This window comes from [Clostridium] aerotolerans DSM 5434, from assembly GCF_000687555.1.
GTDB lineage: Bacteria > Bacillota > Clostridia > Lachnospirales > Lachnospiraceae > Lacrimispora > Lacrimispora aerotolerans.
In genome coordinates, this window is sequence record NZ_JHWJ01000004.1 from 231,254 (window position 1) to 251,624 (window position 20,371).

The 20,371-nt window shown below is 45.1% G+C and carries 23 protein-coding genes; 21 read left to right on the top strand and 2 right to left on the bottom strand.

Going from position 1 to position 20,371, the window contains the following annotated elements:
* The first annotated feature begins 19 nt into the window (after window positions 1–19).
* The 20 genes from cutC to T546_RS25275 all read left to right on the top strand — a co-directional run bounded on the left by cutC (window position 20) and on the right by T546_RS25275 (window position 17,006).
* Window positions 20–2,566 carry a choline trimethylamine-lyase gene (cutC, locus tag T546_RS0107880; protein WP_026891138.1) on the top strand — a complete coding sequence of 849 codons (2,547 nt, stop codon included), beginning with the start codon at window positions 20–22 and terminating at the stop codon, window positions 2,564–2,566.
* Window positions 2,567–2,588: 22 nt separating this feature from the next.
* Window positions 2,589–3,542, top strand: coding sequence for a choline TMA-lyase-activating enzyme (gene cutD / locus T546_RS0107885; RefSeq protein ID WP_026891139.1), 954 nt, complete (start codon window positions 2,589–2,591; stop codon window positions 3,540–3,542).
* Window positions 3,543–3,567: 25 nt separating this feature from the next.
* Window positions 3,568–3,900: a BMC domain-containing protein gene (locus T546_RS0107890; protein ID WP_034598571.1), complete on the top strand. Its 333-nt coding sequence runs from the start codon at window positions 3,568–3,570 to the stop codon at window positions 3,898–3,900.
* Window positions 3,897–4,424, top strand: a complete 528-nt coding sequence (locus tag T546_RS23105) for a EutP/PduV family microcompartment system protein (RefSeq protein ID WP_024837619.1) — start codon at window positions 3,897–3,899, stop codon at window positions 4,422–4,424. Before T546_RS0107890 ends, T546_RS23105 begins: the two co-directional genes overlap by 4 nt.
* Window position 4,425: 1 nt before the next feature.
* Window positions 4,426–5,562 carry a 1-propanol dehydrogenase PduQ gene (locus T546_RS0107900; RefSeq protein ID WP_026891140.1) on the top strand — a complete coding sequence of 379 codons (1,137 nt, stop codon included), beginning with the start codon at window positions 4,426–4,428 and terminating at the stop codon, window positions 5,560–5,562.
* Window positions 5,562–6,194 carry a hypothetical protein gene (locus tag T546_RS0107905; protein ID WP_026891141.1) on the top strand — a complete coding sequence of 211 codons (633 nt, stop codon included), beginning with the start codon at window positions 5,562–5,564 and terminating at the stop codon, window positions 6,192–6,194. The genes T546_RS0107900 and T546_RS0107905 overlap by 1 nt, the downstream gene beginning before the upstream one ends.
* Window positions 6,176–7,021, top strand: a complete 846-nt coding sequence (gene eutJ, locus T546_RS0107910; protein ID WP_026891142.1) for an ethanolamine utilization protein EutJ — start codon at window positions 6,176–6,178, stop codon at window positions 7,019–7,021. The genes T546_RS0107905 and eutJ overlap by 19 nt, the downstream gene beginning before the upstream one ends.
* 15 nt (window positions 7,022–7,036) lie before the next feature.
* A complete protein-coding gene (locus tag T546_RS0107915; protein ID WP_026891143.1) occupies window positions 7,037–7,342 on the top strand; it encodes a BMC domain-containing protein in 306 nt (101 codons plus the stop codon).
* The gene (locus T546_RS0107920; RefSeq protein WP_024837614.1) at window positions 7,336–7,599 is read left to right on the top strand and encodes a EutN/CcmL family microcompartment protein; all 264 of its coding nucleotides are present in this window, start codon (window positions 7,336–7,338) and stop codon (window positions 7,597–7,599) included. Before T546_RS0107915 ends, T546_RS0107920 begins: the two co-directional genes overlap by 7 nt.
* 15 nt (window positions 7,600–7,614) lie before the next feature.
* Window positions 7,615–8,244, top strand: coding sequence for a cupin domain-containing protein (locus tag T546_RS0107925; RefSeq protein WP_026891144.1), 630 nt, complete (start codon window positions 7,615–7,617; stop codon window positions 8,242–8,244).
* An 8-nt stretch (window positions 8,245–8,252) separates the two neighbouring features.
* Entirely contained in the window at window positions 8,253–8,855 is a 603-nt protein-coding gene (locus T546_RS26420) for a BMC domain-containing protein (protein ID WP_156951302.1), read from the top strand.
* A gap of 26 nt (window positions 8,856–8,881) precedes the next feature.
* Complete coding sequence (locus T546_RS0107935; RefSeq protein ID WP_026891146.1) at window positions 8,882–10,429, top strand: acetaldehyde dehydrogenase (acetylating); 1,548 nt, start codon at window positions 8,882–8,884, stop codon at window positions 10,427–10,429.
* 24 nt (window positions 10,430–10,453) lie between these two features.
* Window positions 10,454–11,089: a phosphate propanoyltransferase gene (locus T546_RS0107940; RefSeq protein ID WP_024837610.1), complete on the top strand. Its 636-nt coding sequence runs from the start codon at window positions 10,454–10,456 to the stop codon at window positions 11,087–11,089.
* Window positions 11,090–11,134: 45 nt separating this feature from the next.
* Window positions 11,135–11,419, top strand: coding sequence for an ethanolamine utilization microcompartment protein EutM (gene eutM / locus T546_RS0107945; RefSeq protein ID WP_024293096.1), 285 nt, complete (start codon window positions 11,135–11,137; stop codon window positions 11,417–11,419).
* 206 nt (window positions 11,420–11,625) lie between these two features.
* Complete coding sequence (locus T546_RS24565; RefSeq protein ID WP_051629673.1) at window positions 11,626–12,240, top strand: MarR family winged helix-turn-helix transcriptional regulator; 615 nt, start codon at window positions 11,626–11,628, stop codon at window positions 12,238–12,240.
* A 167-nt stretch (window positions 12,241–12,407) separates the two neighbouring features.
* Window positions 12,408–12,854 carry a MarR family winged helix-turn-helix transcriptional regulator gene (locus T546_RS0107955; protein ID WP_051629675.1) on the top strand — a complete coding sequence of 149 codons (447 nt, stop codon included), beginning with the start codon at window positions 12,408–12,410 and terminating at the stop codon, window positions 12,852–12,854.
* Window positions 12,855–13,010: 156 nt separating this feature from the next.
* A complete protein-coding gene (locus tag T546_RS0107960) occupies window positions 13,011–14,372 on the top strand; it encodes an MFS transporter (protein ID WP_207641310.1) in 1,362 nt (453 codons plus the stop codon).
* A 338-nt stretch (window positions 14,373–14,710) separates the two neighbouring features.
* Window positions 14,711–15,103, top strand: coding sequence for a hypothetical protein (locus tag T546_RS0107965; protein ID WP_026891149.1), 393 nt, complete (start codon window positions 14,711–14,713; stop codon window positions 15,101–15,103).
* Window positions 15,104–15,206: 103 nt separating this feature from the next.
* A complete protein-coding gene (locus T546_RS0107970; RefSeq protein ID WP_026891150.1) occupies window positions 15,207–16,127 on the top strand; it encodes a sugar phosphate nucleotidyltransferase in 921 nt (306 codons plus the stop codon).
* A gap of 129 nt (window positions 16,128–16,256) precedes the next feature.
* Entirely contained in the window at window positions 16,257–17,006 is a 750-nt protein-coding gene (locus T546_RS25275) for a hypothetical protein (RefSeq protein ID WP_156951303.1), read from the top strand.
* 117 nt (window positions 17,007–17,123) lie between these two features.
* Here T546_RS25275 and T546_RS0107980 read toward each other — a convergent pair whose 3' ends face one another.
* Entirely contained in the window at window positions 17,124–17,891 is a 768-nt protein-coding gene (locus T546_RS0107980) for an ABC transporter ATP-binding protein (protein WP_026891152.1), read from the bottom strand.
* A gap of 1 nt (window position 17,892) precedes the next feature.
* Entirely contained in the window at window positions 17,893–18,996 is a 1,104-nt protein-coding gene (locus T546_RS0107985; protein WP_026891153.1) for a FecCD family ABC transporter permease, read from the bottom strand.
* A gap of 247 nt (window positions 18,997–19,243) precedes the next feature.
* Between T546_RS0107985 and T546_RS0107990 the strand changes: the two genes are divergently transcribed.
* Window positions 19,244–20,254, top strand: coding sequence for an ABC transporter substrate-binding protein (locus T546_RS0107990; protein ID WP_034598332.1), 1,011 nt, complete (start codon window positions 19,244–19,246; stop codon window positions 20,252–20,254).
* The last annotated feature ends 117 nt before the right edge of the window (window positions 20,255–20,371 follow it).

The following is a 20,371-nucleotide window of genomic DNA, read 5'->3' on the forward strand; positions in this document are numbered from 1 at the left end:
GAAAGAGAGGGAAATCGTATTGGATATTCGTGAATTTTCTAATAAATTTGTAGAAGCGACCAAGAACATGTCTCCAGAAGAGAGAGCTTCTCTCATGAAGATGTTCGAAAGTGTTTCTGATGAGATCAACAAAAAGGAGTCCGCTCCTAAGAGTGATTATGTAAATGTTGAGGAGGGTACTGAGATCCCTGACGGCATCACTGCAAGACTTAAGAACTTAAAAGAAAACTACTTAACACATAGACCAACCATTACCACACACCGTGCTCGTGCCATCACTAAGATTGCAAAAGAGAACCCTGGTATGCCAAAGATCATGCTTCGTGCAAAATGCTTCCGCTACTGCTGCGAAACTGCTCCTCTTGTAATCCAGGATAACGAGCTGATCGTAGGTGCTCCTAACGGCGCTCCTCGTGCAGGTGCATTCTCTCCTGATATCGCATGGAGATGGATGGTAGATGAGATCGATACCATTGGTTCCCGTCCTCAGGATCCTTTCTACATCTCTGATGAAGACAAGAAGATCATGAAGGAAGAGCTGTTCCCATACTGGGAAGGCAAGTCTGTTGATGAGTATTGTGAAGATCAGTACCGTGAAGCTGGTGTTTGGGAATTATCCGGTGAATCTTTCGTATCTGACTGTTCCTACCACGCAATCAACGGCGGCGGCGATTCAAACCCTGGTTACGACGTAATCTTAATGAAGAAGGGCATGCTGGATATTCAGCAGGAAGCAAAGGATCATTTAAAAGAACTGGATTATCAGAATCCAGATGATATCGAGAAGATCTACTTCTATAAGTCCATCATCGATACCACAGAAGGCGTTATGATCTACGCGAAGAGACTTTCTGACTATGCAAAAGAGCTTGCAGACAAAGAAACAAATCCAAAGCGTAAGGCTGAGCTTTATAAGATTTCTGAAGTAAATGCTTATGTTCCAGCTCACAAGCCAAGAACTTACTGGGAAGCTATCCAGTCTGTATGGACCATCGAATCCCTTCTTGTAGTAGAAGAGAACCAGACAGGTATGTCCATCGGACGTGTAGACCAGTACATGTATGAATTCTACAAAGACGATATCCAGTCCGGTCGTATGAACGATTTCCAGGCATTCGAGCTTTCTGGATGTATGCTGATTAAGATGTCTGAGATGATGTGGATCACCAGCGAGGGCGGTTCCAAATTCTTCGCAGGATATCAGCCATTCGTAAATATGTGCGTCGGCGGTGTGACCCGCAGCGGACAGGATGCGACCAATGAATTAACCTACCTGTTAATGGATGCAGTTCGTCACGTAAAGATTTATCAGCCATCTTTAGCTTGCCGTATCCACAACAAGTCCCCGAAGAAGTACTTAAAGAAAATCGTAGATGTTGTTCGTTCCGGTATGGGCTTCCCAGCTTGTCACTTTGACGATGCACACATCAAGATGATGCTTGCTAAGGGCGTTACCATTGAAGATGCACGTGACTACTGTCTTATGGGCTGTGTAGAGCCTCAGAAGTCCGGTCGTTTATATCAGTGGACCTCAACTGCTTATACTCAGTGGCCAATCTGTATCGAGCTTGTTTTAAACAAGGGTGTTCCGTTATGGTATGGCAAACAGGTTTGCCCGGATATGGGTGACTTAAACAGCTTTAAGACTTATGAAGAATTTGAAGCAGCTGTAAAAGAAGAGATTAAGTACATCACAAAATGGTCTTCTGTAGCAACTGTAATTTCTCAGCGTATCCACAGAGAATTAGCTCCAAAGCCATTAATGTCCATCATGTATGAAGGATGTATGGAAAAGGCAAAAGACGTATCTGCCGGCGGCGCTATGTATAACTTTGGACCTGGTGTTGTATGGTCTGGTCTTGCAACCTATGCAGATTCCATGGCAGCAATCAAGAAACTGGTATTCGATGAGAAGAAATATACACTCCAGCAGTTAAATGAAGCATTAAAGGCTGACTTTGTTGGATACGATCAGATCCGCACCGATTGCTTAAATGCTCCAAAATACGGAAACGACGACGATTACGCAGATTTAATTGCAGCTGATCTGGTTGACTTTACCGAGCATGAGCACAGAAAATATAAAACATTATACTCTGTGTTAAGCCACGGAACCTTATCCATTTCAAACAACACTCCATTCGGACAGCTGACTGGTGCATCTGCAAACGGACGTCATGCATGGCTTCCTCTTTCTGACGGTATCAGCCCAACTCAGGGTGCTGACTTTAAGGGACCTACAGCTATCATCAAATCCGTATCCAAGATGTCTAATGACAGCATGAACATTGGTATGGTACACAACTTTAAGATCATGGCAGGACTTCTTGATACTCCAGAAGGAGAAGAAAGCTTAATCGCACTTCTTCGTACCGCCTGCATGTTCGGAAACGGTGAGATGCAGTTCAACTATCTGGATAACAACACCTTAATCGAGGCTCAGAAGCATCCAGAACTGTATCGTGACTTAATCGTACGTGTTGCCGGCTACAGCGCATTCTTCGTTGAGCTTTGCAAGGACGTACAGGACGAGATCATCAGCAGAACCATGCTCACACATTTCTAATAGGAAACGGAGATTAATCACTATGGACCATGGAAATACAGGAGAGATTGAACGTAAGGCGCTAATCTTTAATGTGCAGAAGTACAATATGTATGACGGGCCGGGTATCAGAACTCTGGTGTTCTTTAAAGGCTGTCCGCTCCGGTGTAAATGGTGTGCCAACCCGGAAGGGCTGGAACGGAAATTCCAGGTGATGTATAAAAGAAATTCCTGTGTAGACTGCGGGGCGTGCACGAAAGTGTGCCCCGTAGGAATCCATGTGATATCCAACGAGACCGGTAAGCATGAAATTGTGCGGGAAAAGGATTGCATCGGCTGTATGGAATGTACAAAGGTCTGTCCTAACGCGGCGCTTAACATTGCTGGAGAGGTGAAAACCATTTCAGAACTGCTTAAGATCGTGGAAGAGGATGTAGGATTTTATGACATTTCCGGCGGAGGGGTAACCCTTGGCGGCGGTGAAGTGACCGCCCAGCCGGAGGCAGCCTTAAACCTTTTAATGGCCTGTAAGCGGGAAGGAATCAATACAGCGATTGAAACCTGCGGTTATACAAAAACGGAAACGATATTAAAGATTGCAGAGTACGTGGACTTGTTCCTCTTTGATATCAAGCATATGGACCCGGTAAAGCACAACGAGCTGGTAGGAGTCAGCAATGAGCTGATCCTCACCAACATTAAGGAGCTGCTCCACCGCCGCTATAACGTTAAGGTGCGTATGCCGATGTTAAAGGGAATCAACGACAGCAAAGAAGAGATAGATGCGGTCATCAAATTCCTGATGCCGTTCCGTGACGATAAGAATTTTAAGGGAATTGATCTCCTTCCTTACCACAAGCTGGGAGTGAATAAATACAATCAGCTGGATAAGGAATACCCGATTGAAGGTGATCCAAGCTTAAGCGCTGAGGATTTAGACCGGATCGAAGGCTGGATGAAAGATTATCAGTTCCCGGTTACTGTAGTGAAGCACTAGGAAAGGGGAAAACGTCGTGGTAGAGATGCAGCAGCGTGTCATAGAAGAATCCGTTCCGGGCAAACAGGTGACCATTGCCCATGTCATCGCATCCCCCATTGGGGAGGTATATGAATGCTTGGGCATTGATGAGCTAGGAGCCATTGGAATACTCACCTTATCTCCCTTTGAGACATCCATCATTGCTGCGGATATTGCAGCAAAGGCAGCGGATGTACAGGTGGGATTTTTAGACCGGTTTACCGGATCTGTCATCATTGCAGGCGACGTGGATAGTGTGGAAACTGCTTTAACTGCGGTATGCGTAACTTTGGAACGTGTACTTGGTTACACCGTGCCACCAGTCACAAAGACATGAGAAAGAAGAGAATCATGATCATTGGGCCAGGCGGCAGCGGGAAAACCTCACTGGCGAATGTTCTAAACGGCATAGACGAGCCTGCGAGGCGGACCCAAAACATGGTATATGGGAAAATGACCCTGGATGTCCCGGGTGTCTACCTAGAAAGTCCCTGGATGCATAAGCATATTATCGCCGCTGCTCAGGATGCCTCCCATGTACTGATGCTGGTAGACCAGTCTTCATGCCGGGAAAGCTACCCGCCGGGATTTGCGAAAGCGTTCCGGGTACCGGTGATCGGAGTCATTACCGGTAACGGAGATAAGCCTGAAAATGACGGCTGGTGTATCCGTCAGTTAAGAAAAACAGGGGTTTTGGAACCCTACTGCCACATAAATTTAAAGGAACGTACAGGTCTTTTAGAGGTAATGGAAGCGTTAGGGCTCAGTCCGGAGAGCACGGACAAATCTAATGAAACACCCAGGGGTATCCCTGTATGCCCAATGAAACAGGGCAAATACAATGAAAGGAGGGAAATGTAACGTGGAGCAATTTGTAATGAACACAAAGGTTTATATGGGATCCTCCTGTCTTGATCAGATAAAGGAACTGCCAGTGAATAAGGCTTATATCATCTGTGACCCTTTTATGGCCCAGTCCGGAAAGGTAAGCATGATTACAGACTTATTAACGGAAAAAGGAAGCAGCTTTGAAGTGTTTTCTGAGGTAGTGCCGGATCCTACCATTGAAGTGGTATCAAAGGCAATCGGAAACATGCAAAGCTTCGGACCTGATGCCATCATCGCTCTCGGCGGTGGATCTGCCATTGATACAGCGAAGGCAGCCAGCCACATCTATACACAGATGGGCAATGCAAAGCTTTATCTGGTAGCAGTTCCAACGACCAGCGGTACCGGAAGTGAAGTGACGAACTTCTCTGTGATCTCAGATCCTGAGGCACAGGCAAAATACCCGCTTCGTTCTGACAGTATGGTGCCGGATGCAGCATTTTTAGATCCTCGCTTTACCGTATCGGTTCCGCCTCATATTACGGCAGATACCGGAATGGATGTACTGACTCATGCACTGGAAGCTTATGCTTCTGTGAGTGCAGGTGATTTTACAGATGCATTTGCGGAAAAGGCAGTGAAGCTGGTTTGGGGCTATCTTGCACGTACCGTAGAAGAAGGAAGCGACTTAGAAGCCAGAACTCATATGCACAACGCATCCTGTCTGGCAGGTGTTGCCTTTAACGGAGCTGGCCTTGGACTTTGCCATAGTATGGCACATGCCCTTGGAGCTAAATTCCATATTCCTCACGGAAGAAGCAATGCAATTTTACTTCCTCATATCATCAGCTTTAATGCTGGTCTTGAAGATGCAGGAGAATACGAAGCGTGCAAGCGGTATGTGGCAATTGCCAACATGCTTGGCATCGCAGCTGGAACAGATAAAGCCACGGTACACGGCCTGGTGCGTCATATAAAGAATCTTATGAACAAGATTAAGATTCCGCAGCAGATCACGGAATTAAACGTTGATCGTGACGAATTTTTACAGGCTGTAGAGGAAATGGCAGAAAAGGCGCTTCATGATAACTGCACATTAACGAACCCAAGAGTTCCGACAGCAGAAGATATCGCAAATATCTATCGCAAATTGTGTAAGGGGGGATTTTAATGAAATTCATTACAGAAGACGATTTAAGAATTTTGTTTCGCAGAGAACCCTTTACCTCTTACGATCTTCAAGGAGGAACAAGACTTACACCAGGAGCCAGACAGTTTCTGGTAGATAAGAAAATTTCCTTTAGTGACGATCCTATGTCGGTAAAAAGAAAACCATTTAAGCTGGAAGAGAAAAAGGAAGAGGTAAAAGCCCAGGAAGCTAACATGCCAAGTGCACCAAGCGGAATGCTTGAGCTTAAGACAAAAACTCTTCAGGCCCAGTTTTTGGAAGTCGGACTTGTGCTTATGGAACGGGATGTACTTCTGGCACAACAGGTATTTGATCTGGAACGGAAGCTATCGGACGTGGGGAAAGAAAGCGCCGGAGAAGACAATACCATAAAGGTCTGCACAGGCTTTCATAAAGATAATATAAACGAAAACTTTGATGACTGTTTTGATATCACAGGCTTTCATGCCCAGTCTGAAAAGGGAAAAGAGATTGTCATGCTTCACCGTCTGCGCTGCTGTGTAAGAGAATTATCACAAGAGGCAGGAGACAATCGGTTTAACCCGGTCATTAACCGCTTATCACAGCTCATCTGTTTAGAATATGGAGGAAACGCATGTCAAAGAAAGCAATAACATTTGATAGCTGCAATGAACTGGTCAGCCAGTTTGAAGCAGTCGTAAAGCAGCCCGTTAAGGGAAGCTCCTCTGTTTACTATACGGGAGTGGATTTAGGAACAGCGTGTGTGGTACTGGCTGTGCTTGATGAAAACTTTAAGCCGGTTGCCGGCGCGTACCGGTATGCAGATGTGGTCCGTGACGGTATGGTAGTCGATTATATCGGTGCCATACGCCTGGTCAGAGAGCTGAAGGCAGAACTTGAGGAGAAGCTGGACACCGAGCTGCTTTATGCGGCTGCAGCAATCCCTCCGGGAACTGACTCTCTGGACGGGGGAGCCATTAAGAATGTGGTACAGGGTGCGGGATTTGAAATCACTGCCCTTCTTGATGAGCCTACGGCGGCAAATGCAGTCTTAAAGATCGAAAACGGAGCCGTGGTGGATATCGGAGGCGGAACCACTGGTATCTCCATCTTAAAGGATGGAAAAGTGGTATATGTTGCCGATGAACCTACTGGCGGAACCCATTTCTCCCTGGTGATATCCGGAGCCTATAATATGAGCTTCCAGGAAGCGGACGTTTATAAGCGTGAGGAAAAACACCACAAGGAGCTGCTTCCGGTATTAAAGCCGGTAGTTGAAAAAGTGGCCTCCATCATTAAGCAGCACATCGAAGGTCATGACGTGGATGAGATCTACCTGGTAGGTGGAACCTGCTGTCTGACTGGAATCGAAGGAATCATAGAAAAACAGACGGGGATCAGGACAAGAAAGCCTGAGAACCCAATGTTTGTAACTCCTCTTGGAATCGCATTCTCCTGTACACAGGAGGAAATGGCATAAAAAGGAAGTGGACGTATGGAATACCGGATCATTAAATCACCGTCAAAAGGAACCATTGATATTTTAAACCGAAGAAAAGGCTCCGGCTCTTCAAACCCCATCGGGCCGGTGGACGCTGTTGGGCTGATTCAGGGGCGTATCATTGAGATGGTCTGTGCTGCCGATGTGGCGGAAAAGGCTGTCGGCGTAACGGTGGAAGATATCAGGGGAAGCTGCCCACAGAACATGATTATGCTGGCGATTTTTGGGGATACGGCATCGGTAGAGGCAGCGTTGGAAGAAATCAAACAAAGAGAGAAGAGAGGGACCATGGAATGGTAGCAGCAAGACTGATCGACAACATTTGGGCAACCAGAAAAGCCGACTCCTTAAACGGTTATAAATTCATGCTTGCTGAGATCATTGGAGGTACCAGGGAAGGCGAGCGGCTGATCGTAGCAGATATCATCAGTGCAGGTATCGGAGACCGTGTCATCGTATCTACCGGCTCTTCTGCCAGACGCATGCTGGGAAATGATGAGATTCCCATCGATGCTGTAGTAATTGGAATCATAGATGAGGATTGCCAATTTATATAGAAGGGAAGTGATCATATGAAGCAGTTGATTTGTGAAAAAGATGTAGAGATGCTCCATGCAGAAGGCAAAAAAGTATTTTACATGGAATGCGGAAGCATCATCACTCCATCTGCAAAAGATGCAGCAGATGCTTATGGAATCACCTTCTGTGACAAAGCAGAAGAAAAGCCACAGGTTCAGCCTTCACTTGCAGGTATGGACATTGACAGCGAGAAAATTTATATGGTACTGAAGACACTGATGGAACGAGGAATGTTAAATGACATTTTAAAGCCATATGAGTCAGAAAGCCATGGAAACGGTCTTAAAGTAGTTCGTGGAAGCTCCGTTAAAATGGACGTATTTGACACAGGGGATCCTAACGTGAAAGCTTACTACCAGGAATTAGTAAGCAAGGAAGAATCCAAAATCAGTGCAGGATTTCTTGTGATCGACCATTCAGAATTTGAGTGGGAGTTAACATACGAAGAAATCGATTATGTCATTGAAGGAACACTTACTGTGACGATCGACGGAAAGACCTATACAGCAAAAGCTGGAGACGTTCTTTTCGTACCGTCTGGATCTAAAGTGATCTGGGGTTCTCCGGATAAGGCGAGAGTATTCTACGCAACCTATCCGGCTAACTGGGCAGATCTGGTTTAAGGAGGTAAATGATGCAGGCACTTGGCTTTATAGAAACAAAAGGTCTGCTGACTGCCATTGAGGCCGCTGATGCCATGTTAAAGGCAGCAGATGTGTCTCTATTGGAAAAGACTAAAGTCGGCGGAGGTCTTATCTCTGTAACAGTAACTGGTGATGTGGCAGCAGTAAAAGCAGCGGTAGATGCAGGAGCGGCAGCGGTAGAACGTATCGATGCTAAAGCCCTGATCACACGCCATGTGATTCCAAGACCCCATGAAGAGCTTGTGGCGGTCATTGGCGGAGGAACTCCGGATGAGCCTGATGATGAACCAGTGCCGGCACCGGTGCAGGAACCAGAAATCCAGGCAGAGCCATTAGTAACAGTGACAGAAGAAGAATCTTCCTGTGAGACCTTAACGGTAGATACCATTAATAGAGAAACCGTTGACACCTGGATGAAGCAGGATGGTTTTTCAGAGACCATGAAGATACTTGAAGATATGAAGGTAACAGAGCTAAGGACGCTTGCCCGTGAATATCCGGAATTCAGCATAGCTGGACGAGAGATTTCAAAGGCAAATAAAACCCTGCTGCTGGAAGAATTCGGGAAGTATTATGGACAAAATGATTAAGATTTTTAGAAAAGGAGAACCGGAACATGGAAAATTTTGATTATGATTTACGTTCCATCCAAGAAGCAAGGGATTTAGCAAGAAGCGGAGAAGCGGCAGCAAAAGCGATTGCAAAATATACAGATGAGCAGATTGACGCGATCTTAAGAAGTATGGCAAAAGCAGGAGAAGAGCATGCTCTTTGTCTGGCAGAAATGGCAGCAGAAGAGACTGGATTTGGAAAGGCAGCAGATAAGGCATATAAGAACCACGCAGCTTCCACTCTTCTTTATGAGCAGATCAAGGGAATGAAGACAACAGGAATTCTTTCCGAGGATCCTGTAACCAGAACCATTGAGGTGGCTGAGCCGGTAGGTCTTATCATGGGTATCGTACCTTCTACAAACCCAACCTCAACTGTATTTTTCAAAGCTATGATTGCGATTAAATCAGGAAACTCAATCGTATTTTCCCCACATCCATCTGCAGCGAAATGTACCTTAAAAGCAGCTGAGGTAATGCGTGATGCAGCGATCGCAGCAGGCGCTCCGGAAGGAATCATCGGTTGTGTGACCATGCCTTCCATGGGATCAACCAATGAACTGATGAAATGTAAAGAAGTTTCCATTATCATCGCTACTGGCGGTCCTGGAATGGTAAAAGCAGCATACAGTGCTGGAAAGCCAGCCATCGGCGTAGGCGCAGGAAACTCTCCGGCTTACATCGAGAAGACAGCAGATGTAAAGCATGCAGTCAGAACCATTATGGCAAGCAAGACCTTTGACTATGGTACCATCTGTGCTTCTGAGCAGTCCATCATCTGCGAGGAAAGCAACCATGCAGAAGTAGTAGCAGAATTAAAGGCTCAGGGCGGCTATTTTATGACCAAGGAAGAGACTGACAAGGTTTGCAATCTGTTATTCAAAAACGGACATAACATGAATGCTAAATTTGTTGGACGTTCTCCTCAGGTAATCGCAGCAGCAGCCGGAATCCAGATTCCGGAAGGAACCAGAGTTTTAATTGGTAAGCAGGAAGGCGTAGGAGAAGGCTATCCATTATCCTATGAAAAGCTGACAACCGTACTTGGTTTCTATACGGTTAAGGATTGGGAAGAAGCTTGCGGTCTTAGCATCCGTCTCTTACAGAACGGAATTGGACACACCATGAGCATTCATACTCAGGACCGTGACAAGGTAATCAAGTTTGCTGCGAAACCAGCTTCCAGAATCCTTGTAAACACAGGCGGAAGCCAGGGTGGTACTGGAATCAGTACAGGCCTTCCAATCGCATTTACCTTAGGCTGCGGAACCTGCGGCGGAAGCTCTGTTTCCGAAAACGTAAGTCCAAAGCACTTAATTAACATCAAGACCGTTGCTTACGGATTAAAGGATTGTGCAACCATCGTAGAAGATGATCCTACTTTCATGTGGAAGAATGGCAGCACAAAGACAGCTTGCAGCCCTGCAGATTTTGTAGCATCTTTCGATAAGAAGGAAACAGCTCCGGCAGCATCCTGTCAGAGTGGTTGTGATGACAATGAAAAGTTAGCTGCTCTTGTAAAAGAGATCGTGCTGGCTATGAAGGGTCAGTAATCACAGCCGGGAAAGGAAAGTATCATGGATAAATACGAAGCAGTCATTCAGCTTTTAATGGAAGCAGTAAAATCAGATTCCGGAAAAGATGACTTCAAAATACCAGTAGGCGTTTCCAACCGTCACGTACATCTGTCCCAGGAAGACTTAGAGGCTCTTTTTGGTAAGGGATATGAGCTTACCAACATGAAAGAGTTATCCCAGCCAGGACAGTTTGCCTGCAAGGAAACACTGACCATCTGCGGCCCTAAGGGTGCCATTGAAAAGGTTCGTATCTTAGGACCGGTCAGAAAGCAGACTCAGGTGGAGATTCTGGCAGCCGACAGCTTTAAGCTTGGTAAAAAGGCTCAGCCAAAGATGTCCGGTGAATTATCCGGAACACCAGGAATCACACTGGTAGGACCCAAAGGTTCTGTTGAAACAAAAGAGGGCGTTATCGTTGCCCAGAGACATATTCATATGAGCCCATCGGATGCGCTGAAATTCGGCGTACACGACGGACAGGAAGTAAGCATTAAGACAGAAGGAATCCGTGGAGGCATCTTTGATCATGTTGCCATCCGTGTAACCGATACTTCAAGCCTTGAATGCCATTTAGACACTGAGGAAGCCAACGCTATGGGCCTTGGCGGCTCCGCAACTGTCACCATTGTTAAATAAGTGAACCAATAAAAATTTATATATATAATCAGGAGGATTAATAATATGAAATACGATGCATTAGGAATGATTGAGACTAAAGGTTTAATTGGATCTATCGAAGCAGCAGACGCTATGGTTAAAGCAGCAAACGTTACTTTAATCGGTAAGGAATTCGTAGGCGGCGGCCTTGTTACTGTTATGGTAAGAGGCGATGTAGGTGCTGTTAAGGCAGCTACTGATGCAGGTGCAGCAGCAGCTCAGCGTGTAGGCGAACTCGTTTCCGTACACGTAATTCCTCGTCCACACGCAGAAGTGGAAACAATTCTTCCAGGAACAAAAGAGGCTTAATTACAGCTTCCTAAGAGGTCTGGCTTTCTCCGCATAACGGAGGGAGCCAGACCTCTTTTTTGGTTTATTGGATAAATGATATGATTCCATAGGTTCCTTAATGATTTGAATATTTTAAGGTACCTTAATATTTTTCTTGACAATATATAAAACCTGATTTATTATATAAATTGTAAGGTACCTTAGTAATGAAAGGAGATTAAATTATGGAAACTAATACATCTGAAAAATTATTGCAACAGATTCGAAATTGTACCAATCTGGTTCACAGACTGATTCACCGGGAACACCATACTATGAATTCAGGAAACATGGGAAGCGGTATGGGGCGTGGGCAAGGACTTGTCCTTCGTATGCTTGCAGAAAATGACGGCATGACCCAGTCAGAGATTGCTGAGAAGCTTGATATCCGTCCTTCTTCTCTTGGAGAACTTGTGATGAAGCTTGTTGAAAACGGCTTTGTAGAACGCCGGCAGAATGAGAAAGACAAACGGGTCATCAATGTTTATCTCACAGAAAAGGGACGGGAGATGGAAAGCCAGTTTATAAATAAGAGGCAGCAGTCAGCCGAATCGTGGTGCGCCGGGTTGTCAGAAGATGAGAAGGTACAGCTTTCCGGGCTGCTGGGTAAACTGATCTCTTCTATGGAAGAATCAATGTCACAGGATGGGGCTGGATTTTCCGGTCAGGATATGCACTTCGGCCATGGACATCCGGGTATGGACCGCGATGCCCTTTTACGTCATGACCTGCATTCCCCAGGTGGTCATTTTGGCAAACGGTGCGGTGGTCATGGAAATGATTGGCGGAACAAATTATAAGTTCATTACTTTTTGTGTATCCCAGTATGAGAGGTCGAGGTCGTCAGAGGAACTCGATCTCAGACCTTTCGTTGACAATTGTTGGGACAGTAGATATAATTAGATAGAATTCTAATTAATTATGGGTTTCATTTTAAAATATGTGAGCGAAAAGGCTGGTGATTTATATGGATACACACATGAATAACAACAGTTATGAATTTTATTTAAGATCAATTGTACATGCCATGAAGCAAATGCTGGACAATAAGCTGCTCCCTTATGACATCACGAATCAGCAGGCGCGCTTACTGGGTGACTTAGATAAGCGGCTTAGAAGAGAGGAAGAAATTGTTCAAAAAGACCTGGAACGTTCCATGAAATTACGAGGCCCATCCATTACCAGCCTGTTGCAGGGATTAGAGCGTAAAGGATTTATTACACGCAGCACAGGAAACGAAGATGGTCGGACAAAACAGGTAGATATCACTGAAAAAGGAAGAGCGCTGATCGAAGAGGTTGAAAGCTCTTTTAAAGAATTAGAACAGCTGCTTGTAGAAGGGATGTCAGAGGAAGAAAAAACAGCCTATTTACGCCTGCTCCGGATTTCTTTTAATAACTTAAAGATAGAGTAATCGTTATCAATATAGGCTTAATAAAATCGTTTGGTAAAATAGATAGAATTCTATTTAATAGAATCCTAATTAAAGGAGGATTATAGTATGGATTATTCAAATTCAATAAACAAGCAAGCCGATCCATCTCGGCTCACATTACGGCTGAGACTCATATTGGCTGTTGTAATTATCGCAGATATTCTGGATCTGATGGATTCAAATATCACCAATATCGCGGCACCATCCATTGTTCAAAACATTGGAGGAGGGGAGTCTCTCATCAAATGGCTTGGGGCAAGCTATGCGTTAGCAATGGGTGTGCTGCTCGTCATCGGCGGACGTCTGGGGGACCGTTATGGAAAACGGCGAATGTTTCTGATTGGCATAACAGGATTTACGTTGGCTTCGGCGTTTTGCGGTTTATCTGTCAATCCGTCCATGTTGATAGCAGGAAGGCTGGTGCAGGGGGGATTTGGTGCTCTATTGATCCCTCAAGGCATGAGCATCTTAATGGGCACATTTACCCGGGAACAGTTTCCACGTGCGGTCAGCGCTTTTGGACCGGTTATGAGTCTTTCCTCTGTGATCGGCCCTATTTTAGCAGGATTTATTATTCAGGCGAATATCGGCGGGCTCGACTGGCGTCCCGTGTTCCTCATCAATATCGTTCTTGGCCTGGTGGGCTTCGTTGCTGCGGTTAAGTTATTGCCTCACGACCAGCCTGACTCCAATGAAAAGCTGGATGGTATCGGCACTGCTCTATTGGGAGTGTCTATGCTCGGTCTGATCTTTGGCTTAAATGAAGGTTCGACGGCTGGCTGGACCATTCTGCCAATTGCCAGTCTCATAACAGGTGGTGTGATGCTCGTAGCCTTTGCACTCCGCCAGCGTTACGCTGACAATCCCCTTATTAAACCTTCTCTTTTTAAGAATAAAGGATTTACCTCCGGATTAGTATTGGGTCTTGGTTTCTTTGCGGCAGTGAATGGCCTGGCTTATGTTATTTCCTTATTTTTTCAGCTGGTTCTTCATCTCACTCCCTATGAGGCAGCGCTTGGGCTATGCCCAATGGCAATCGGCATCGTAATCTCCTCCATGGTCTGCCGGCCACTATTAACAAGGCTTGGACGTACCGTTATCGTCATGGGGCTTGCTGCTACACTGATAGGTGCTCTCGGCCTCTGGCTCACTGTCTTAATCAATGGAATGGCGAATACGGCATTGTTAACAGCTCCTGCTATCTTAGTGATTGGCGCAGGCATGGGCGCATGTTTCAGCAGCATTTATGAAGTGGCTCTCGGTGATATTGAGCATGACGAAGCAGGCAGCGCAAGTGGTTCCTTAAGTGCCGTACAGCAATTAGCAGCTGCAATGGGTTCTGCCGTCGTAACTACGATTTTCTTTCATCTTCAGAATACCGTTGGAGATGTTGGTGCTATGAAGACCAGTATTTTGATTGTAGCGGCAATTGTCTGCATCTGCCTTGGGCTTGTTTGGTTTATGCCGAAGTCGGCACCTTCAGAAGAGTTTGGTTGAGGTTATATCATAAGGATTCGGATGCATTGTGCCAGCTGGACGGCATGTGGAGTTGAATATTAATCTAAGGTGTGATTTTAATAAGTCATTGCTATTAGGCTTCTGTCTTTTTGGTTTGACTGCACTATTTAACTATAGAGGAAGGAAAGATATGGGGTGATCCATATCCCATATCTTTCGATACTGTTGAAATAGTGCAGTCTTTTCTGTTTTCATGAGATGAGGAATTCTGTTTCCATGGACAAATTTCACCCCATTGGGTATAATAGCACTTGCATGAACCAAAACCGCATGCTTTAAACTGCGGTTTTATGGCATCGATAAGCAGGAGGCATTTTATGATAAAAGAGGACAAGAAACTGACCCTTGAGATAGCAGCAGGAATCGGGATTTTTACAGGAATAGCCTTGCTTTTAGCACTGATTATATATCCCCGTCCGTCTGTATTTGCAGGACTTTTGTTAGGGATGGTCTTGTCCCTGGCTATGTTTTTTTCCATGGCGGCAGTGGTCAAGCTTTGTTTAAAGACCCAGAGCAAGAAGTTTACCGTCATGTTCAGCGCCACAAGCTCACTGGCCCGTTATATGATACTGTTTGCTGTCCTTTTAGTGGTAGTAAGAAAGTATTCAGAACTGTTTCAGCCCATTGCGGTTGTAGTTGGTATGTTTGGGGTCAAGGTAGGGGCGTTTATGCAGCCGCTGATTCACCGGATGATACAGAAGAATAAGTAGGAAATACTCCCAGAATCTGGATAAAAAGCCGTATATTATAGATGAATTAAGTAAATTGTGGTATACTATATGGCAGATAAAACAGAAAAGGGAGAAGATATACATGAAATCAACGTCATTAGTTATTATGGCTGCTGGTATTGGAAGCCGGTTCGGGGGTGGAATCAAGCAGCTGGAGCCTGTAGGGCCAAATGGTGAGATCATTATGGATTACTCCATTCACGATGCACTGGAAGCTGGATTTAATAAGATTGTGTTTATTATCCGTAAGGACATTGAGCACGATTTTAAAGAGATTATCGGTAAAAGGATTGAAAAGGCAGCGCCTGTTTTCTATGCGTATCAGGAGCTTGATGATCTTCCCCAGGGGTTTACAAAGCCAGCAGACCGGACAAAGCCATGGGGGACCGGCCAGGCCATTTTATGTGCCAAAGAGGTGATTCATGAACCCTTTGCAGTCATTAATGCAGACGATTACTACGGAAAAGAAGGTTTTGTTAAAATTCATGATTATCTGGTAAACCACATGGACACAGAGGCAACCCCTTATGATATCTGTATGGCAGGATTTGTCCTCGGCAACACCTTAAGCGAAAATGGTGGAGTGACCCGTGGAATATGTCAGGTAGACGAGAACGGAATCTTAAAGGAAGTGACCGAAACATATGAGCTTCAAAGAAGCGGGGAAGAAGCAAAAGGAAGACGGGATGGAGGAGAAACAGTCCTCGTTCCTCTGACCCAGAATGTTTCCATGAATATGTGGGGGCTGTCACCAGAGTTTTTAGAGGAGCTTGAGAGAGGCTTTCCAGTCTTTTTAAATGAAGTGAAAGAAGGAGATGTAAAGTCTGAATATCTGCTTCCGAAAATCATTGACAAGCTTGTCCAGAATCATGAGGCAAAGGTACGTGTTCTTGAAACAAAGGACCGATGGTTTGGCGTTACCTATAAGGAAGACAAAGAAGCTGTTGCAGCTTCTATCAAAGCCCTGATTTCGGAAGGAGTTTACAAGACTCCATTGTTTTAGGAGAACAAGGAACGAAGAAAGATGTATTTCTGATGATTGAATGATCAGGAATATATCTTTTTTTTGTCAAAATACGCACTTTGAAATCCCGGATAGCATACTATGTGTTGTATAAGTTTATAGCAGGGAGTGAGAACAACCGTGCCCAATGACTCGGATTATACTTATGGTAACGATATGGGACAGATGGAGCAGGATATGATATCCGGCGACATAATCCCTGACGGGGGTCCCCTGGAAAGCAAGGATTTTATTGTACAGGATTTGGAATACTTGCAGGGAATGTACCCAGGATACATGAAACGTCTGCAGGAGTATGTGGTATCTGCATGTGATCATCTGGATTATAAGAACAGTCCAATGTACGACGAATATCCGGACCGTATATTAATCAACCAGATTTGTGATTCCATATGCAGCCAGATTCTTAACGATGGCATTTTGTCAGAGGAGGAGCCAGACGCAGGCAGTGAAGCCCTTGATTCCTTTCAATCTACAGTAGAAATTGAAGAATGGGGAGAGGAAGCAGAAGAACTTGAACGGCTTACAAAACAAAACAACTCCTCCTGGGGGCCGAATCAGCCTTGGGGCCCGAATCCCGGGCCAAATCGTCCTTGGGGTCCGTGGGGCCCACCGCCGGGACCGAAAAACCCCTGGGGTCCATGGGGACCGCCACCAGGAAAGAGACCAGGATGTGGAAATCCATGGGGACCGCCATGCGGGAAACCATGGGGACCAAATCAACCCTGGGGCCCACCGTGGGGCCCAAACTGGGGACCTAGAGGACCGAAGGATAATCGGTGGTTAACCGATGTGGTTTCAGTGCTGCTGCTCAATGAGATGCATCGCAGAAGATGCGCATCAGGTCGTTGTAGATAATAAAAAAGGTGTGTTTCCTTCTAACTGTGTAAGTTAGTGATGAAACACACCTTTTTTATAGGATAGAAATAGCTCCCAAACATCTATCATAATCTGCGGGTCAAACCTCTATGGTTCTCAGGAAAATGGCATATAGGCAATACCAAGCTCCCCAGTCACGGGATTCGTATAGATTTCACAGGAAACATCATAAACCTCACGAATCAGCTCGCTGGTCAGCAGCTCTTTTGGAGTGCCCTGAGCCATAAGCTTTCCTCGCTTCATAACATAAAGATAATCACAGTATTCCGCAGCAAGCTCCAAATCATGAAGAGCAGCAAGGGTGCCGACATTCATTTGCTTTACGATGGATAAGATCTGCAGCTGATATTTAATATCTAAATGATTGGTCGGCTCATCCATCACAAGAAAGGAAGGCTGCTGTGCAATGGCACGTGCCAGGATCACACGCTGCTTTTCACCGCCGGATAAGGTGAGATAGCTTCTATCCTCATATCCGGTCAGACTGACTTTATTAAGGGCTTCTCTCACAATCTCATGATCTTCTTCTGTATCCCGCTCCATAAACTTTTTATGGGGAGTCCGGCCCATTAAAACCATTTCCTCCACGGTAAAATCAAAGCTTAAATCATTAAACTGACCGACAACGCCCATAATGCGGGAGACTGACATAGGTTCTGATTTCAGCACGTCCAAATCACCTAAGTAAATGCTTCCTTTTTTCGGTTTAATGACCTTGTAAATGCTCTTAAGAAGTGTAGATTTTCCGCATCCATTAGGGCCTATCAATCCTACGAACTGTTTATTTTTCACTTTAATCGAAATATCGTTTACAATATCTGTATTTGCCAATGTAACGATCATATTTTCTGCTCTGAGTTCCATCTTATTTACCTCCAAATCCATAGCCTTTTTTCATCAGCATGTACATAAACATGGGAGCGCCGATCATGGATGTAATAATTCCAATAGGCAGCTCACTCTGAGGGATCAGGGTACGTGCCAAAATATCGGCCCAGATCAGGAAGAGAGAACCGAACAAAATAGATACCGGCACCAGTCTTTTGTGGTCGGATCCCATGACTCCTCTCACAATATGGGGAATGATTAGTCCTACAAAACCGATGGTACCGCAGCTGGCAACGATAATTCCCGTAACGAATGCAGAAACCAGCATGAAGATGCGCAGATACTGATTTAAGGAGATTCCCAGGGTAACGGCCGCTTCGCTTCCCAGCAGCATGGTATTAAGAATTCTGGACTGAGTTAAGAAGAATAAGGAGGCAGCGCAGATACTGACTGCCACCAGAGGCAGCTTATCCCATGTTGCGGATGCAATGCTTCCCATGGTCCAGAACGTAACTGTTTTAATGCCTTCTGAGTTATTAGCTAAATAAACAATAAAGTTAGAAAAGGAATTACATAGTGCATTGATCACCATACCTGCAAGTACAAGCTTCACCGAGGTTACCTTGCCCTTTACATTTGCAATGGCAAGCACTAAAAGTGCAGCTCCAAATGCTCCCGCAAAGGCCCATACGGCAACTCCCATCTGTCCCAGTATTCCGGGAATGCTAAAGCCCAGCATAATGGCAAATGTTGCGCCTAATGCGCCTCCTGAGGAAATGCCCAGGATATAAGGGTCTGCCAGAGGGTTCTGTACGGAGGCTTGGATGACCACGCCGCACAGGGAAAGTCCGGCGCCAATGAGCATGGACATCAAAGCCCGGGGCATACGGATATGCCAGATAATATCGGCAAAGGACGCCTGAGAAATCCCATCCAATGAGCCTAGTCTCATACCAGAGCTCTTATAAAGTAAGATGCGAAAGGTATCGCCAAGTGAGATGTTAACTTGTCCGATGGCAACCGAACAGCCAATGGAAAATACTATAAAAACAATCAGGAAGACGATCAACATTACAAATGACTTTTGTTGAACTCTTCCCTTATTACGAAAACCTGTTGTGACGCTATTTTGTGACTTCATGCTTATAACTCCTTAGTAATTGGTACATTCTGTTTTGTAATGGTTAGTTAAATCTAACCAAAGTTCAATATAACACACCCAAATACGGCTGTCAATAAAAAGGACGACTCTTAAAGAAAGAGAAAATTTTTAGAACCGGTTGACAAATTGTCTCTTTCTATTGTATATTTGGTAAGTTAGACGTAACTAACCTATAATCCAGCTAAAAGGAGAGATACCATTGAATTTCACTTGGAAAAAACAACTTATGGGCATTTCGATGCTTGCACTTATGACCACAGGAGTGGCAGGATGCGCCTCCAAAGCCCCCACTGCCAATAAAGAAAATGAAACGGCTAAGGAACAGACCTCTGATACCTCAGCCTATCCCTTAACCATATCCAATTACAGCATAAGTGATGGCGTGTGGTCTCCAAAGGACCAGGTATTTAAGGCCGCCCCCACCCGTGTGGTCGCTAATAATCAGTCCGCGGCTGAACTGTTGATCCGCCTGGGGCTTACAGATTCCATGGTGGGTGTTGCTGCTCTTTATGGGGCAACGGAAGAAGATATCAAGGAAGAATTTTCGAAAATTCCCGTACTCAATGAAAAATATGTAGGAAAAGAAATAACCCTTGGTGCAAACCCCGATCTTGTCATGGGACGAGGTGACCTGTTTGCGGATTCAGAATGGGGCGTGGGTACAGTTGATGAGTTGAATTCATTGGGCGTCAATACGTATATCTTTAATGCCTGTCAAAAGGGAGCCAAGCTTGACGCATTGTTCAAAGACATTGATGAGATAGGAAAGATATTTCATGCAGAAGATAAAGCTACCGCCTTTGCAGACAGCCTCCATACCAGAATAAGCCAGCTGGAAACGAAAATGAAAGAGGTGGAGCCCCTTAAATATGGCTATATATCCTACAGCGATGGCAACGTATCTACGTATGCGGGAACCACTGACACCTATCAAAACGATGCCCTCAATATCATAAAGCTGGATAACGCTTTTAAAGATGCAGCCGGTGAAATCACCCTGGAACAGCTTGTTTCAACCAATCCTGATATCCTTCTCATCTCCCGTTATACCGGCGGCCCTGATACAGAGGAATCGGTTGCTTCCATTTATGAAATGCCTGCATTACAGTCACTTACCGCAGTGAAAAACCGCCAGATTTACATTATTGACTTTAGTCACTTCTGGGGATTCAGCTACCAGATTTTAGATGGTGTAGAGCAGCTTGCCAAAGAAATGCATCCGGATCTGATGAAATAAAGTCATTAGAAGTGGTTCCATACTCCATACACATGCTCATAGTTCTGTCCTGCTGATGCAGACAGACAATAGACGCTTACTAAAAATCAGTGTGTGATAGCTATTGATCCAAACATA